This is a genomic window from Pseudomonas sp. GW821-FHT09A09 (genome assembly GCF_059418405.1).
In genome coordinates, this window is the sequence record NZ_JBWKPU010000016.1 from 54,477 (window position 1) to 69,134 (window position 14,658).

Sequence of the window (14,658 nt, forward strand, 5' to 3'; positions counted from 1 at the left end):
CCCCCCCCCCCCCCCCCCCCCCCCCCCCCCCCCCCCCCCCCCCCCCCCCCCTGCTCCTACATTTGATCTGCGGTGTTGCACCTATTTTTTATCCGCCAAAGGTTTGTGAGGGGCGGCGCAGTGTGGGATCGAAGGGGTTGATCCGCGGCCCGATCGCCGCCGCTTCGCGCTTGAGCAACTCCACCACCATCGGCAACCGGCTCGGCCCCAGCCGGTCGCTGATGGTCGCCACACTCAAGGCCGCCACTGCGTGGCCATCGCGGTTGAGGATCGGCACTGCCAACCCCGCCATGCCTTCGAGCACACCGGTATTGCGCGCCGCGTAACCCAGGGTGCGTACGTTCTCTACCTCCGAACGCAACAGCACTTCGTCATACAGGTGGAAGTCCTTGAGCCGTGGCAGGTTGTAGCGAATCACCGTTTCGCGCTCTTCCTCGGGCAGGAACGCCAGGATCGCCAGGCTGCCCTGCCCCACGCCCAATGCCACGCGCCCGCCGATATCGCCGGTGAAGGTGCGGATCGGGTACGGGCCTTCGCTGCGGTCCAGGCAGATCGCGTCAAACCCCGAGCGCGCCAGCAGGAACAGCGAGTCCCCCAGCGATGCACTCAGGCGCAACATGCTCGGCCGCACCAGGTCGCGCAGGTTGCCGGTCTTGCCCGCATTGGCCGCCAGGGCGAAGAACTCCAGGCTCAGGCGATAGCGCTTGCTGCGCGCGTCCTGCTCGACCATGCCTTCGTCCATCAGGCTGCGCAGCAAGCGGTGAGTGGTCGGTTGCGACAAACCGACCTGCTGCGCCAATTGGGTCACGCGCTCGCCGCCCCCCGGCACCTCACCCAGGGTGCGCAGCAGCGCGAACAGCCGGGACACTCCACCGACGCCGACTTCCCTGGCGTTTTCGTTTCGTTCATTGGAATCCATAACAACAGATCTCTTGGTAAATTCCGGTGAGTGAATAAAACTGAAAATAGTAGTCCGTTCAGTGAAATTCTATCTTTCGCCCATCCTAGTCTTCGTCCTAATCTGCGTCCACCAGGGGCGAAATGAACAACAACCGGCAGCCGACTAAAAGATCGAGCGCCACCGCACCCGCAACACTCTTTTCGCATCTGCCCAAAACAACAAAGCGCGTGTCGACGCGACTTAAAAAAGGTGGAACGCAACCATGGCATTTCTCCAACTCAACGCCTTGAGCAAACGCTACGGCGCCGTCGATGCGGTGGTCGCCACCGACCTTGCGGTGGAAAAAGGCGAGTTCGTGTCCCTGCTCGGCCCGTCGGGCTGCGGCAAGACCACCACCCTGCAAATGATTGCCGGCTTCGTCGACGTGAGCGGCGGGCAGATCCTGCTCGACGGCCGCGACATTACCCACGCCAAGCCCGCCAGCCGTGGCCTGGGGGTGGTGTTCCAGAGCTACGCGCTGTTCCCCCACATGAGCGTGCGCGACAACGTCGCCTTCGGCCTGAAGATGCGCAAAGTGCCCGCCGCCGAGATCGCTGCCAAGGTCAAGACCGTGCTGGAACTGGTGCGCCTGGCGCCCCACGCCGAACGCTACCCGCGCGAGTTGTCCGGTGGTCAGCGCCAGCGCGTGGCCCTCGCCCGTGCCCTGGTAATCGAGCCGCCGGTGCTGCTGCTCGATGAACCGCTGTCCAACCTCGACGCCAACCTGCGCGAAGAGATGCAGTTTGAGATCCGTCGCATCCAGTGCGCGGTGGGCATCACCACCCTGATGGTCACCCATGACCAGGCCGAAGCGCTGTCCATCAGCGACCGCGTGGTGGTCATGCAGGCCGGCCGCGTGACCCAGGTGGATGCGCCCTACAAGCTGTATGAACACCCACGCACGCGGTTCATCTCGGACTTCGTTGGCAAGGCCAACCTGCTGCCCGGCGACTACGACCAACTGGGCGTGCCGCAAGTGCGTCATGAAAGCGGCCACGGCGAGCTGACCCTCAGCCTGCGCCCGGAAAAAATCCAGCTGGTGGATGCAGGTCACGGTCGCCTGCAAGGCAAGGTCCTCGACCGCTACTTCTTCGGCAGCCAGTGGCTGTACCGCATTCACACCCTGCTGGGCGAAATCACGGTGGTGCGCAGCAACGACGGCAGCGCGCCACTGGGCTGCGGCGCCCTCGTGGGCCTGGACTGGCAGGCTGAGCTGCTGCGCGTGCTGGCCACCGATGAGGTGCGCGCATGAGCCGGGGCTACCTGTTGTCGCTGCCGGCCCTGGCGCTGTTCACCGGGCTGCTGGTATTGCCGCTGCTGATGACCCTGGTGCTGTCGTTCAACGTGTTCGACTACCAGGTGGGGGTGAAGGCGGATGAATGGACCCTGGCCCACTACCTGTCGCTGTTCAGCGATGCGTACTTCTACGAAATCTTCTGGCGCACGTTCTGGATCAGCGCGCTGGTGACCCTGCTGTGCGTGGTGATCGGCGTGCCCGAGGCCTACATCCTCAGCCGCATGGGCACCCCGTGGCGCTCGATTTTCCTGATCCTGATCCTCACGCCGCTGCTGATCTCAGTGGTGGTGCGCGCCTTCGGCTGGAGCCTGTTGCTCGGCGCCGACGGGTTGGTCAACCAGGTGATCCAGGCCTTGGGCGGGCGCCCGATGAAACTGCTGTACACGCCCTTTGCGGTGGTGATCGCGCTGGTGCACGTGATGCTGCCGTTCATGATCATCCCGGTGTGGACGTCCTTGCAGAAGCTCGACCCGTCGGCCGAACAGGCGGCGTTGTCCCTCGGCGCGAGCCAGGCCACGGTGATGCGCAAGATCGTGCTGCCGCAGGTGATGCCCGGTGTGCTGTCCGGCACCTTGATCGTGTTCGGCCTGGCCGCCAGTTCGTTCGCGATCCCCGGCCTGCTCGGCGGGCGTCGCCTGAAGATGGTCGCCACGGTGGTGTACGACCAGTACCTCTCGGAACTCAACTGGCCCATGGGCGCGACCATCGCGGTGGTGCTGCTGTTGGTCAACCTGCTGATCATGCTGAGCTGGAACCGCATGGTCGAACGCCGCTACAAAAAGTCCCTGGGGGTTTAAGCGCATGTCCAGAAACGGCCCTTTGGCCCTCGGCTTCCACGGCCTGGTGGTGCTGTTCATGATGGCGCCACTGGTGGTGGTGTGCCTGGTGGCCTTCACCCCGGAAAACACCTTGAGCATTCCAACGTCGGGCTTCTCCCTGCGCTGGTTCCGTGCGGTGTTCGAGCGCGCTGACTTTATCCAGGCGTTCTATAACAGTCTGATCCTGGCCTTTACCGCCGCCAGCCTGGCGACATTGATTGCCGTGCCGGCCGCCTTGGCGATCAGCCGCTACCAGTTCCCGGGGCGCAACTTTTTCAGCGCCCTGTTCCTGTCGCCGATCATCATCCCGCACCTGGTGCTGGGCGTGGCGATGCTGCGCCTGTTCGCCCTGATGGGCGTCAATGGCAGCTTCACCTGGTTGATGCTGGCTCACGTGGTGATCATCACCCCCTACGTGCTGCGCCTGGTATTGGCGGCCGCCATCGGCATTGATCGCAGTGCCGAGCAGGCCGCCGAATCCCTCGGTGCCAGCCGCTTTACGCTGTTTCGCCAGATCACCTTGCCGATGATCCTGCCCGGTGTGGCAGGCGGCTGGTTGCTGGCGTTCATCAACAGTTTCGATGAGGTGACGCTGTCGATCTTTGTCAGCTCGCCGGCCACGCAAACCCTGCCGGTGCGCATGTACGTGTACGCCACCGAGTCCATCGACCCGATGATGGCCGCCGTTTCCGCGCTGGTGATTGCGCTGACCGCCGCGACCATGATCCTGCTGGACCGGGTCTACGGCCTGGACCGTGTGTTGGTGGGGAAACACTGATGGCTTTGTTCAAACGCTTGGCCGAGACCGGGCGCCCTGCCCTGGCCTTCACCCTCGATGGGCAACCGGCGACCGGCTTGCTCGGCGACACCGTACTCACCGCCGTACTGACCTGCGCCGAGCACCTGCGCGGCAGCGATTTCAGTGCCGAACGGCGCGCCGGTTTCTGCCTGATGGGTGCCTGCCAGGATTGCTGGGTAAGGCTTGCCGATGGCCGGCGCGTGCGCGCGTGTTCGACCCTGCTGGAAGCCGGCCAGGCGATCAGCCGCGACCCGGGACGCCAGCCATGAAGCCGGTGGTGATTGTGGGCGCAGGCCCGGCCGGCATCAGCGCGGCGCGCACCTTGCTCGACCATGGCATCAAAGCGTGCCTGGTGGATGAAAGCGTGCGTGGCGGCGGGCAGATCTATCGTCGCCAACCGGCGAATTTCCAGCGCTCGGCCAAGCAACTCTACGGTTTTGAAGCGGGCAAGGCCGAGGCCGTGCACCGCACCATGGACGAATTGGCGCCCTTGATCGACTACCGCCCGGAAACCCTGGTGTGGAATGCCGAGGATGGCCGTCTCGACCTGCTCAAAAACGGCCGCGCCGAAAGCATCGAGTATTCGCAGATCATCGTCGCCACCGGCGCCACCGACCGTATCCTGCCGGTGCCGGGCTGGACCCTGCCCGGCGTGTACAGCCTGGGCGCGGCCCAGATCGCCCTGAAGTACCAGGGCTGCGCCATCGGCGAGCGCGTGGCGTTTTGTGGCAGCGGGCCGTTGCTGTATCTGGTGGCTTATCAGTACGCCAAGGCCGGCGCCCAGGTGGTGGCGGTGCTCGACAGTGCGCCGTTCAGCGCGCAGTGCCGTGCGTTGCCTGCGTTGCTGGGTCAACCGGCAACCTTGGCCAAAGGTTTGTATTACCGCGCATGGCTCACTGCCCACGGCATTCCGGTGCACCAGGGCGCCACGCTTGCGCAGATTGACGGTGAGCAACGGGTCACCGGGATTCGCTGGGGTTCGCGCACCCTGGAATGCGATGCGGTGGCCTTCGCCCATGCCCTGCGCAGCGAGACGCAACTGGCGGACTTGCTCGGCTGTGAGTTCGCCTGGAACGCGTTAAATCGCGCCTGGCTGCCACAACGGGACAGCGCCGGACGCAGCAGCGTGAACGGCGTGTACCTGGCGGGCGATGGGGCCGGGATCATGGGCGCCGACGCCGCACAGATGGCCGGCGAGCGGGCAGCATTGGCGGTACTGGAAGATTCGGGCATCGCAATTGACCAGCGCCGCACCGCCGTACTCGAACAACAACTGGCCGGTATCCAGCGCTTTCGCCATGGCCTGGAAACCGCGTTCCCCTTCCCCGAACAGTGGGCCGCGCAGGCACCGGATAATTTGATCTTGTGCCGCTGCGAAGAGGTCAGCGTGGGCGATGTGCGCGCCGTGGTGGATGAAGGCCACTGGGAAATCAACCGGGTCAAGGCTCACTGCCGCGTCGGCATGGGCCGCTGCCAGGGGCGCATGTGCGGCTTGGCGGCTGCCGAGATTGTGGCCGAGCGCAGTGGCCGGGGCATTGACGAGGTCGGCCGGTTGCGTGGCCAGGCCCCCATCAAGCCCCTGCCGTTTGGCGTGGAGGTGCAGCCATGATCGACGTGATCGTACTGGGCGGCGGGATCGTCGGCGCCTCGGCGGCCTTGACCCTGGCGCAAAAAGGCCAACGTGTCGCACTGGTGGAGCGAGACTTCTGCGGCTCCCATTCCAGCGGCGTCAACTATGGCGGCGTGCGGCGCCAGGGGCGGCCGTTGCATCAACTGCCGTTGTCGCAACGCGCCCATGAACTGTGGGCAGACTTGCCGGGGCTGATCGGCATCGACGGCGAATACGTGCGCTCCGGGCATCTGAAACTGGCGCGCAGCCATGCCGATTTCGCCGCCTTGCAAGCCTATGCCGAACAGACCCTTGGCTTTGGCCTGGGCTTGCAGCTGCTCGACTACACCGAGCTGCGCGCACGTTTCCCGTGGGTGGGCGATATCGCCGTGGGCGCGTCGTTGTGCCCGGAAGACGGCCACGCCAACCCGCGCCTGGTGTCGCCGGCCTTCGCCCGTGCGGCGCAACGCTGCGGCGCCACGGTGTACGAGCAGGCGGAAGTGATCCGCATCGAACACGACGGCCGCCAATTCCAGGTGAGGTGCGCCAATGGCCTGCAGTTGCAAGCGCCGTGGCTGTTGAATTGCGCCGGCGCCTGGGCCGGTACCGTCGCCGCGCAGTTTGGCGAGCCGGTGCCGATCACCTCGGCGCACCCGGCCATGCTGGTGACCGAGCCGTTGCCGGTGGTGATGGACGTGAGCACCGGCGTGGAAGGCGGCGGCATCTATGCGCGGCAGGTCGCCCGGGGCAATTGCATCCTCGGCGGCGGTCGTGGCTTTGCCCTCGGCCCGCAGCAGGCCCGACCGGGGCAAGCGGCGGTGCTGGAGATTTTGCGCAATGCCGGCGAGCTGTACCCGTTTCTCAAGGGTGCCCAGGCGATCCGCACCTGGAGCGGCACCGAAGGTTACCTCCCCGATCATGAACCGGTGATCGGCCCCAGCAGCACCCAACCCGGCCTGCTCCACGGTTTCGGCTTTGCCGGCGCCGGGTTCCAGCTCGGCCCCGCCGTCGGTGAAGCCCTGGCAGAGATCGTCTGCGCCGGGGCCAGCCGGCAACCCATCGAAGCGTTTTCCATCCGTCGTTTCCAAGCCTGAGAGGAAAAACATCCATGAACCCACGTATTGCGCTGTCCTGCTTGTCCCTCGCCCTGCTCGCCTCTACCGCCCACGCCGCGCCCACGCTGTACCTGGGCATGAACGGCGGCACCATGGAACGGGTGTACGCCGACAAGGTGTTGCCCGCGTTCGAAAAGGCCAACAACGTCAAGGTGGTGATCGTGCCCGGCACCTCGTCGGACATCCTCGCCAAGGTCCAGGCCAACAAAGACAATCCGCAGATGCACGTGATGTTCCTTGACGACGGCATCATGTACCGCGCCATCTCCATGGGCCTGTGCGACAAGCTCACGCCGAACCCGACCCTCGACCAGATCCCCGCCAAAGCGAAGATCAAGGAAGAGGCCGTGGCCGTGACCCTCGGCGTGACGGGCCTTGGCTACAACGCCAAGATGTTCAAGGAAAAAGGCTGGGCAGCGCCGACCTCGTGGATGGACCTGGCCGACCCGCGCTTCAAGGACAAAGTGGTGTTCCAATCCCTGGCGTCGTCCACCTTCGGCCTGCACGGCTTCCTGATGTTCAACCGTATCCAGGGCGGCGACGAGACGAACGTGGAGCCGGGCTTCAAGGCCTGGCCAAAAACCATCGGGCCGAATGTGCTGGAGTACATCGCCAGCTCGGCGAAGATCTCCGAGATGGTGCAAACCGACGAAGCGGCGATCTTCCCGCTGACGCCGACCCAGGTCACCACTCAGAAGCTGCTGGGTGTGCCGATGGAATATGCGCAACCCAAGGAAGGCGCGGTGGTGCTGAACGTGGCCGAATGCGTGATTGCGCGCAATGACCAGCCGGAACTGGCGCAGAAACTCGCGGCCTTCCTGCTGACCGCCGAAGCCCAGGCGCCGGCGCTGGAGGAAGGTGACCAGATCCCGTCGAACCCGACCACACCGACCACCGACAAGACCCGCGCGCGGGTGGAAGCGATGCAGGGTTACTTGCAGACGGCGATCTCGATTGATTGGGACAAAGTGAACCTGGCGCGGCCGGAGTGGAATGCGCGGTGGAGCCGCTCGATCGAACGCTAATCAGCATCTCCTGTGGGAGCTGGCTTGCCTGCGTGCTCGTTAACGATAACGCGGGCATTCTGGAGAAACGCGGTGCCGTTGCGATCATCGCCGGCAAGCCGGCGCCTACAGGGGAGTGATGGGTAACGCGCGTTTGTGGGCGGTCTTCAGGTAGGCTTGCTCCACGATGTGGCGTACCCGCTCGCTCACCGGTTCGCCCATCAGGTACGCGTCGATCTCGGCATACGAGCAACCATAAGCATGTTCATCCAGCTTGCCCGGCACCAGTTCTTCCAGGTCGGCGGTGGGGTGTTTGTGCACCAGGTTGTCCGGCGCCCCCAGGGCCGTGGCCAGCAGGCGCACCTGGGTCTTGGTCAGGCCCGACAGTGGCGCCAGGTCACAAGCACCGTCGCCGAACTTGGTGAAGAACCCCATCAAGGCTTCGGCGCCGTGGTCGGTGCCGACCACCAGGCCGTTGTGCAGGTTGGCCACGGCGTACTGGGCGATCATCCGCGCACGGGCCTTGACGTTGCCTTTGATGAAGTCGACATGGGCCGCGCTGGCTTCGCTGGCGGTGAGGCTGGCCATCAGGCCGTCGACACTGGCGGCGATGTTCAGGGTATCGATCTGGTCCGGGGTGATGAAACCCAGGGAGGCCTGGGCGTCACGCTCGTCGGCCTGGGTCTTGTAGGGCAGGCGCATGGCGATGAAATGCGCGGCATACCCTTCGCTGCGCAATTGCTCGGCGGCCAGCTGGCACAGACGGCCAGCGGTGAGGGAATCGACGCCGCCGCTGATGCCCAGCACCAGGGCCTTGCCGCCAGAACTGCGCAAGGTGGCCTTGATGAAGTCGATGCGCCGCTGGACTTCCTTGGCCTCACCGCCCTTGACCAGTTGCCGATTGATGTTCAGTTCCTGTGCGATACGGTCTTGCATGTCACACCTCCACCTTGCCCACATTGAACACTTGTGCTGCGTACTGCAAAAACGAGGCGTCTTCGCAGACGTTCTTGATCGGGTCATCCGAGAACTTCACCACCGGCTCGCCGTGCACCCGCACCAGTTTCATCACGATGCTCAACGGCTCCACGCCTTCCACATCGCAGGCCAGGCTGGTGCCCATGCCGAAACCGAACCTGGCCTTGCCGCGCACGTGACGCAGGATCGGCAGGCATTTTTCGAAGTTCAGGCCGTCGGAGAACATCAGGTCCTTGGTCATCGGGTCGATGCCCAGCTGCTTGTAGCGGGCCAATACCTTGTCGGCCCAGGCGATGGGGTCGCCGGAGTCCTGGCGCAGGCCGTCATACAGTTTGGCGAAGTACAGGTCGAAGTCCTTGAGGAAAAAGTCGGTGCTGATGCAGTCGGTCAGGGCAATGCCCAGGCGGCCACGGTATTCACGCACCCAGTTTTCCAGCGCGGCATTCTGGCTCTCGCGCAGGCGCCCCAGTTGCTGGTGCACCATCAGCCATTGGTGGGCCATGGTGCCGATCAGCGGCAGGTCGAATTCATAGGCAAGGTGCGCGTTGCTGGTGCCGACGAATTGGCCGGGAAAATCACGGCGCATGATGTCGACCACTTCACGCTGGGCCTTGAACGACAAACGCCGGCGCGTGGAGAAATCGGAAACACGCAGGTCGGCCAACTCGTCGCGGCTGAGGTTTTTCTCCAGCCAGTCGAACTTCTGGTAGAGCTTGCGGGTGACGTCTTCCAGGGTCACGTCGGGGTACTTGTCGCGGTTGCGCAGCTCGCTCACCAGGGCCAGCACCGGCTGCTCGAACATGATGCAGTGCAGCATCGGCCCGACCACGCGGATGTTGAGTTGGCCGTCGACTTCACTGACGTGGATGTAACGCAGGTTGAAGCGGAACAGGCCGAGGAAACGCTCGTAGTCCGGGGTGAGGTATTCGCGAAAACGTGGGTTGAACAGAAAACGCAGCTCACCTTCGCGCATGTGCAGGCCGGCCATCTTCTCCAACTCGGCGCGCAGTTCGGGGATCAGGTGGCCGAGTTTTTCCCTGGACCGAACGATGAAGTTGTACTCGACATCGACGTTCGGGTGCTGGTGCAACACGGCCTGCATCATGGTGAAGGTGTAGTAGTCGGTGTCGAGCAAGCCCTGGATCACCGGGGCTTCGTAGTCGTAGGCACTTTCCATGGTGTGTCTCCTTAACGCGCGGCCATCGCGGCCAGTTCTTCGCGGGTGCTGCTGATGACGGCACCGGCCTTGAGCAACGCATTGACGGCCTGCACGCCGCCCTCCTCGCTGATACCCCGGCAGGCCGGCAGGTGCAGGATCACCTCGAAGCCCGCCTTGAGCAGTTGCATCGCGGTGGTCTTGACGCAGTAGTCCAGGGCCAGGCCGCCGACGATTACCCGGCTCACGCCCCTGGCGTTGAGGTACTCGATGACGCCAGTGGAAAGTTTGTCGTGCAGGTCGTGGTAGCAGGCGCCATAGGGGTGCAGGTCGGGTTCGACGCCTTTCCAGATGAAGTAGTCGTACTCATAGGGCGTGGGCAACTCGTCGAGCAAGGTGAAACCCTCGGTGCCCGGTACACAGTGGCTCACCCAGGTCACGTCGGCGTGGGCCAGGCCAGTGGGTTGCAGCATGTCGCTGTGCTGCGTCACCACCCATGGGGCGTGCGGGGTGTGGGCGTCCTTGCTGCCGACGCGGTGGCCGGCAAGGCTGGCCATGTAGTTGAGCTCGGCGCCGATCCTGTCGCCACCGGCCACCGGCAACTCGTTGGGGCACAGGGGCGTGAAGCTCTTCTGGGCGTCGACGTCGAATGAGGCAATGGCAGTTTTCGCAAGGGTCATGGTGGTTCTCCTGTGGCCTGGAAACAAAAGTACACGTCATGTACTTTCATTGCAAGAAACATTTAGTTATCTATGCTGGAGCGAGTACATGACATATCTGCTCGATCCGTTAGACTGTGCCCCGCCACTGTTTACAAGGAATGCCCGATGCCCCTTCACGCCTACCTCCATACCGTCGACCTGTGCGTGCTGTTCTACTGCCGCGCCACCGGCGAGCTGAAACTGCTGCTCAACAAGCGCGACGCCGAACCCTTCGCCGGGCATTGGGCGCTGCCAGGCGTTGTGGTCAATGGCGACGTGCAAGATCTGAGCCTCAAGGATGCGGTGGAACGGTTGCGCGCCAGTGACAAGGTCGGCCTGGCACTGGCCTGGAGCGAGCAAGTGGGCACGGTGGGGGATGCGTTTCGCGACCCACGTTGCTGGTCGTCGTCGACCTATTACCTGGCAATCGTCGCCGACGAGGTGGCGCTGGGCGAGCATCAGGCCTGGTTTTCACTGGATGACGTGGCGGATGGCAGCCTCAAGCTGCCGTTCGATCACAACCTGATCGTGGCGGCCGTGCAGGAGCGGCTGCTGTCCAAATCGCTGTACAGCAGCTTGCCGCTGATGTTTTTGGGTGAGGAGTTCAGTGCACCGGAAGCGACCGCGATTTTTTCCCTGGTGCTGGCGCGGCCGGTGTTGAAGACCAGTATTCGCCAGCGGTTGTTGAAGCTGACTGAGGCGGGGTATCTGCGGGAGACGGGGCGTAAAAAGCACGGTGAAGGTGGCCGGCCGCAGGCGACGGTGGCGGCGCTGAGACCGGGTGAAATCTACTTCTTCGACCGCAGCTTTGCGGAATGAAACACCCCTTGTAGGAGCCCGGCTTGCCGGCGATGGGGCCCCTGAGATTTCTGCAACATCAAAGGTCGCCATCGCCGGCAAGCCGGCTCCTACAAGGTGTGTGGGGTCAGTTCATTCAGTTATAGGTGTGTGGGGTCAGTTCATCCAATTGCCGCCATCGACGTTGTAGGTCTGGGCGACCACGTAGTCGGCGTCCTTCGAGGCGAGGAAGATCGCCATGCCGGTCAGGTCCTCTGCCGTGCCCATGCGCCCGAACGGCACTTCGGCCCCTACCCGCTGCTTCTTCTCGCCAGGCGCCAGGCCTTCATGCTTGGCGAACAATGCATCCACCCCGTCCCAATGTTCGCCATCCACCACGCCCGGGGCGATGGCGTTGACGTTGATGCCTTGCTTGATCAGGTTAAGCCCCGCCGACTGCGTGAGGCTGATTACCGCCGCCTTGGTCGCGCAGTAGATCGCCACCAACGGCTCGCCCCGGCGCCCGGCCTGGCTGGCCATGTTGATGATCTTGCCGCCGTGGCCCTGGCTGATCATCTGCTTGGCCGCGGCCTGCAGGGTGAACAGCGTGCCGGCAACGTTGATCGAGAACAGCCGCTCATAGCTGTCGCGGGTGATGTCGACGATGGGCGCCAGGTCGAACAGCGCGGCATTGTTGATCAGGATATCCAGCTTGCCGGCGTGGGCCACCACGGCGGCAATCGCGCCGTCGATGGAGGCCTGGTCGGTCACATCCATCGCAACGGCATACGCCTTGGGGCCGAGTTCAGTGGCGGTGGCCTGGGCCCGTTGCAGGTTGATGTCGGCGATGGCAACGGTGGCGCCTTCAGCGATATAGGCCTTGGCAAAGGCGCGGCCGATGCCGCGCGCCGACCCGGTGATCAACGCGCTTTTACCTTCCAGTCGTTTCATGAAGTTCGTGTCCTTGGGCATTATTTGGGGTAGCCGGCGCGTTTCATCTCGCGCTCGGTGGTGGACTGGGCTTCGAGCAACGCCTGGTCAACCGACATGCCACCGGTGAGCGCGGCGGAGAACAGCTTGCCCACCGACGTGCCGATCGCCTGGAACTCAGGGATGGTCACGTATTGGATGCCCACGTACGGCACCGGCTTGGCCGACGGGTGTGCAGGGTCGGCGTGCTTCATCATTTCCAGGGTGACCTGGGCAAACGGAGCGGCCTTCAAGTACGCCTCGCTGTAGGTGGACTGGCGGGTGCCTGGCGGTACGTTGGTGATGCCTTCTTTATCGGCGACCAGTTGGATGTAGTCCTTGGACGTGGCCCAGGTAATGAACGCCTTGGCCGCGTCCTTGTGCTTGGAGGTGGCCGGGATGGCCAGGGACCAGGCGTACAGCCAGGAGGAGCCCTTGTCGGTGACCTCGGTGGGCGCGGCGGCGAAACCGACGCTGTCGGCGACCTTGCTCTGGCTCTTGTCGGTGGTGAAGGAGCCGGCGACGCTGGCATCGACCCAGATCGCGCACTTGCCGCTGTTGAACAGCGCCAGGGTTTCGTTGAAGCCGTTGCTGGAGACGCCAGGCGGGCCGTAATTTTTCAGGGTGTTGACGTAATAGTTGGCGGCGGCCGTCCACTCGGGGCTGGTCAGTTCGGGCTTCCACTGCTCGTCGAACCAGCGCGCACCAAAGGCATTGGCCATGGTGCTGAGCAAGGCGATGTTCTCACCCCAGCCGGCCTTGCCACGCAGGCACATGCCGTATTGGTCTTTGTCTTTTGCCGTGAGCTTGGAGGCGAATTCGCCGAGCTGGGTCCAGGTCGGGTGCGCGGGCATGCTCAGGCCGGCCTGTTTGAACAGGTCGGTGCGGTAATAGGTAACGGTGCTTTCGCCGTAGAACGGCAAGGCGTACAGGGTGTTATTGACCGACAGGCCCTGGCGTACCGAGGGGAAAATATCGTCAGCGTCGTACGCGGCTGGCAGCTGCGTCAGCGGTTCCAGCCAGTGCTTGGCACCCCACAATGGGGTTTCGTAGGTGCCGATGGTCAGCACGTCGAACTGCCCGCCCTGGGTGGCGATGTCGGTGGTGAGGCGTTGGCGCAGCACGTTTTCTTCCAGCACCACCCAATTGAGCTTGATGTCCGGGTGCTGTTCTTCAAACACCTTGGACAGGCGCTGCATGCGGATCATGTCGCTGTTGTTGACCGTGGCGATGGTCACGGTGTCGGCGGCGTGGCTGGGCATGGCCAGCGCCAGGCCGGAAAGCAGGAACAACACTTGCGGGAGCTTGCCTTTGCAGATCTGGAACATGGCGGTTTCCACCTGTTGTTTTTGTTGTTGAGGCCTGATTACAGCAGCTTGCCCACCCCCTCACAAACGAATGGCGAATGCCCGACTGATACTTTTTTAACTTATCCACCCGGATCAAAAAAGTATCAGTGCCGGGCGAAACCGGGGGTAGCGCTCACCCGTGCGGGGCGCGTATTTTGAAGTGAGTCCACGCCCACCCAGAGGCCGCATCATGCCTGTCAGCCGCGCCCAGCTGTTCGAGCACCGCCCTGCCGAACTCGAAGTGATCCTGCCCGAGCCGGACCACTGTTTCCGCTGGTTCGAACACGACTACCCCTTTGATCTGGCACGCTGGAACCACCACCCTGAATTCGAAATCCACCTGATCCGCCAGGGCAGCGGCAAGCTGGTGGCCGGCGACTACATCGGCGCTTTCAGTGCGGGGCATGTGGCGTTGATCGGTCCGGACCTGCCCCATGACTGGATCGGCGAACTGGCCCCGGGCGAGTACCTGACCGGCCGCGACGTGGTGCTGCAATTCGACGGCGCTGCCCTCCTCGCCCTGCGCAAGACCCTGCCGGAACTCGGCGATCTGCAGCAGCTGTTCGAAACCGCCCGGCGCGGCCTGGAATTCAGCGACGACACCGCCGTGCAGGCGGCGCAGTTGATGGAGGCCATCGGCAAGGCCCACGGCCTGCAACGGCTGATCCTGTTCCTGCAATTGCTGAACACCCTGAAGAACGCCCCCGTGCAGCACGTCCAGGCACTCGCCAGCCCCTGCTACGCACCGACCCTGGACGCGCGCAGCGCCGAGCGAATCAACAAGGCCTTCGACTACCTGATGCGTGAACTCACCGGCGACTTGCGCCTGTCGGTCATCGCCCAACAGTTGGAGATGAGCGAGCCAGGGTTTTCACGTTTCTTCAAGCGCAACACCGGCCACGGCTTTATCGACCTGATGCGCAAGTTCCGCGTGCAACGCGCTTGCCGCCTGTTGCTGCAAAGCGATATGTCGGTGGCGGATATCTGCTTTGAAGTGGGCTATGCCAACCTGTCCAATTTCAATCGGCACTTTCGCATCGAGATGAACCAGACGCCGAGCGAATACCGTCGCGAAACCGCGATGCACCTGTTCAATCGCATCGAAAAAATGACACCCAGTCATTTCTGATCAAAAGGTCGACTAAT

Annotated in this window: 15 protein-coding genes; 9 read left to right on the forward strand and 6 right to left on the reverse strand. The window is 63.6% G+C overall.

Translation table 11 applies throughout. The annotated features are described in order from the left end of the window. Nucleotides 1-88: 88 nt before the first annotated feature. Nucleotides 89-919 (reverse strand): IclR family transcriptional regulator, encoded by an 831-nt coding sequence (locus AC07OV_RS16125; protein WP_495092563.1) that lies wholly within the window; start codon nt 917-919, stop codon nt 89-91. A 244-nt stretch (nt 920-1,163) separates the two neighbouring features. On the opposite strand from AC07OV_RS16125, the gene AC07OV_RS16130 reads away from it, so the two are divergent. Genes AC07OV_RS16130 through AC07OV_RS16160 form a run of 7 tightly spaced genes read left to right on the forward strand, consistent with a single transcriptional unit; the run spans nt 1,164 to nt 7,603 of the window. After that, nucleotides 1,164-2,192, forward strand: coding sequence for an ABC transporter ATP-binding protein (locus tag AC07OV_RS16130; RefSeq protein WP_495092564.1), 1,029 nt, complete (start codon nt 1,164-1,166; stop codon nt 2,190-2,192). Continuing rightward, entirely contained in the window at nt 2,189-3,034 is an 846-nt protein-coding gene (locus tag AC07OV_RS16135; protein ID WP_176996544.1) for an ABC transporter permease, read from the forward strand. Before AC07OV_RS16130 ends, AC07OV_RS16135 begins: the two co-directional genes overlap by 4 nt. Nucleotides 3,035-3,038: 4 nt before the next feature. Further along, nucleotides 3,039-3,833, forward strand: coding sequence for an ABC transporter permease (locus AC07OV_RS16140; RefSeq protein WP_078743198.1), 795 nt, complete (start codon nt 3,039-3,041; stop codon nt 3,831-3,833). Then, nucleotides 3,833-4,123: a (2Fe-2S)-binding protein gene (locus AC07OV_RS16145; RefSeq protein ID WP_457409209.1), complete on the forward strand. Its 291-nt coding sequence runs from the start codon at nt 3,833-3,835 to the stop codon at nt 4,121-4,123. Before AC07OV_RS16140 ends, AC07OV_RS16145 begins: the two co-directional genes overlap by 1 nt. Continuing rightward, nucleotides 4,120-5,463, forward strand: a complete 1,344-nt coding sequence (locus tag AC07OV_RS16150) for an FAD/NAD(P)-dependent oxidoreductase (protein ID WP_495092565.1) — start codon at nt 4,120-4,122, stop codon at nt 5,461-5,463. Before AC07OV_RS16145 ends, AC07OV_RS16150 begins: the two co-directional genes overlap by 4 nt. Continuing rightward, nucleotides 5,460-6,557, forward strand: a complete 1,098-nt coding sequence (locus AC07OV_RS16155; protein WP_495092566.1) for an NAD(P)/FAD-dependent oxidoreductase — start codon at nt 5,460-5,462, stop codon at nt 6,555-6,557. Before AC07OV_RS16150 ends, AC07OV_RS16155 begins: the two co-directional genes overlap by 4 nt. A gap of 14 nt (nt 6,558-6,571) precedes the next feature. Then, nucleotides 6,572-7,603 (forward strand): ABC transporter substrate-binding protein, encoded by a 1,032-nt coding sequence (locus AC07OV_RS16160; RefSeq protein WP_176996548.1) that lies wholly within the window; start codon nt 6,572-6,574, stop codon nt 7,601-7,603. Between the two features lie 105 nt (nt 7,604-7,708). Here the strand turns inward: AC07OV_RS16160 and nadE are convergent, their stop codons facing one another. The 3 genes from nadE to AC07OV_RS16175 are packed head-to-tail and all read right to left on the reverse strand — an operon-like array spanning nt 7,709 to nt 10,396. Then, nucleotides 7,709-8,518, reverse strand: coding sequence for an NAD(+) synthase (gene nadE / locus AC07OV_RS16165; RefSeq protein WP_495092567.1), 810 nt, complete (start codon nt 8,516-8,518; stop codon nt 7,709-7,711). A gap of 1 nt (nt 8,519) precedes the next feature. Next, nucleotides 8,520-9,737 (reverse strand): nicotinate phosphoribosyltransferase, encoded by a 1,218-nt coding sequence (pncB, locus tag AC07OV_RS16170; protein WP_494998954.1) that lies wholly within the window; start codon nt 9,735-9,737, stop codon nt 8,520-8,522. 11 nt (nt 9,738-9,748) lie between these two features. Then, nucleotides 9,749-10,396, reverse strand: a complete 648-nt coding sequence (locus AC07OV_RS16175) for a nicotinamidase (RefSeq protein WP_494998953.1) — start codon at nt 10,394-10,396, stop codon at nt 9,749-9,751. Between the two features lie 147 nt (nt 10,397-10,543). Here AC07OV_RS16175 and AC07OV_RS16180 point away from each other — a divergent pair, with 147 nt between their 5' ends. Then, nucleotides 10,544-11,236, forward strand: coding sequence for an NUDIX hydrolase (locus AC07OV_RS16180; protein WP_494998952.1), 693 nt, complete (start codon nt 10,544-10,546; stop codon nt 11,234-11,236). Nucleotides 11,237-11,371: 135 nt separating this feature from the next. On the opposite strand, the gene AC07OV_RS16185 is transcribed toward AC07OV_RS16180, so the two are convergent. Both AC07OV_RS16185 and AC07OV_RS16190 read right to left on the reverse strand, forming a co-directional pair. Then, nucleotides 11,372-12,145 (reverse strand): L-iditol 2-dehydrogenase, encoded by a 774-nt coding sequence (locus tag AC07OV_RS16185; protein WP_495092568.1) that lies wholly within the window; start codon nt 12,143-12,145, stop codon nt 11,372-11,374. Nucleotides 12,146-12,165: 20 nt separating this feature from the next. Further along, nucleotides 12,166-13,425 (reverse strand): ABC transporter substrate-binding protein, encoded by a 1,260-nt coding sequence (locus tag AC07OV_RS16190; RefSeq protein WP_495092590.1) that lies wholly within the window; start codon nt 13,423-13,425, stop codon nt 12,166-12,168. Between the two features lie 277 nt (nt 13,426-13,702). Here AC07OV_RS16190 and AC07OV_RS16195 point away from each other — a divergent pair, with 277 nt between their 5' ends. Further along, the gene (locus AC07OV_RS16195; protein ID WP_494998950.1) at nt 13,703-14,641 is read left to right on the forward strand and encodes an AraC family transcriptional regulator; all 939 of its coding nucleotides are present in this window, start codon (nt 13,703-13,705) and stop codon (nt 14,639-14,641) included. Nucleotides 14,642-14,658: the final 17 nt, after the last annotated feature.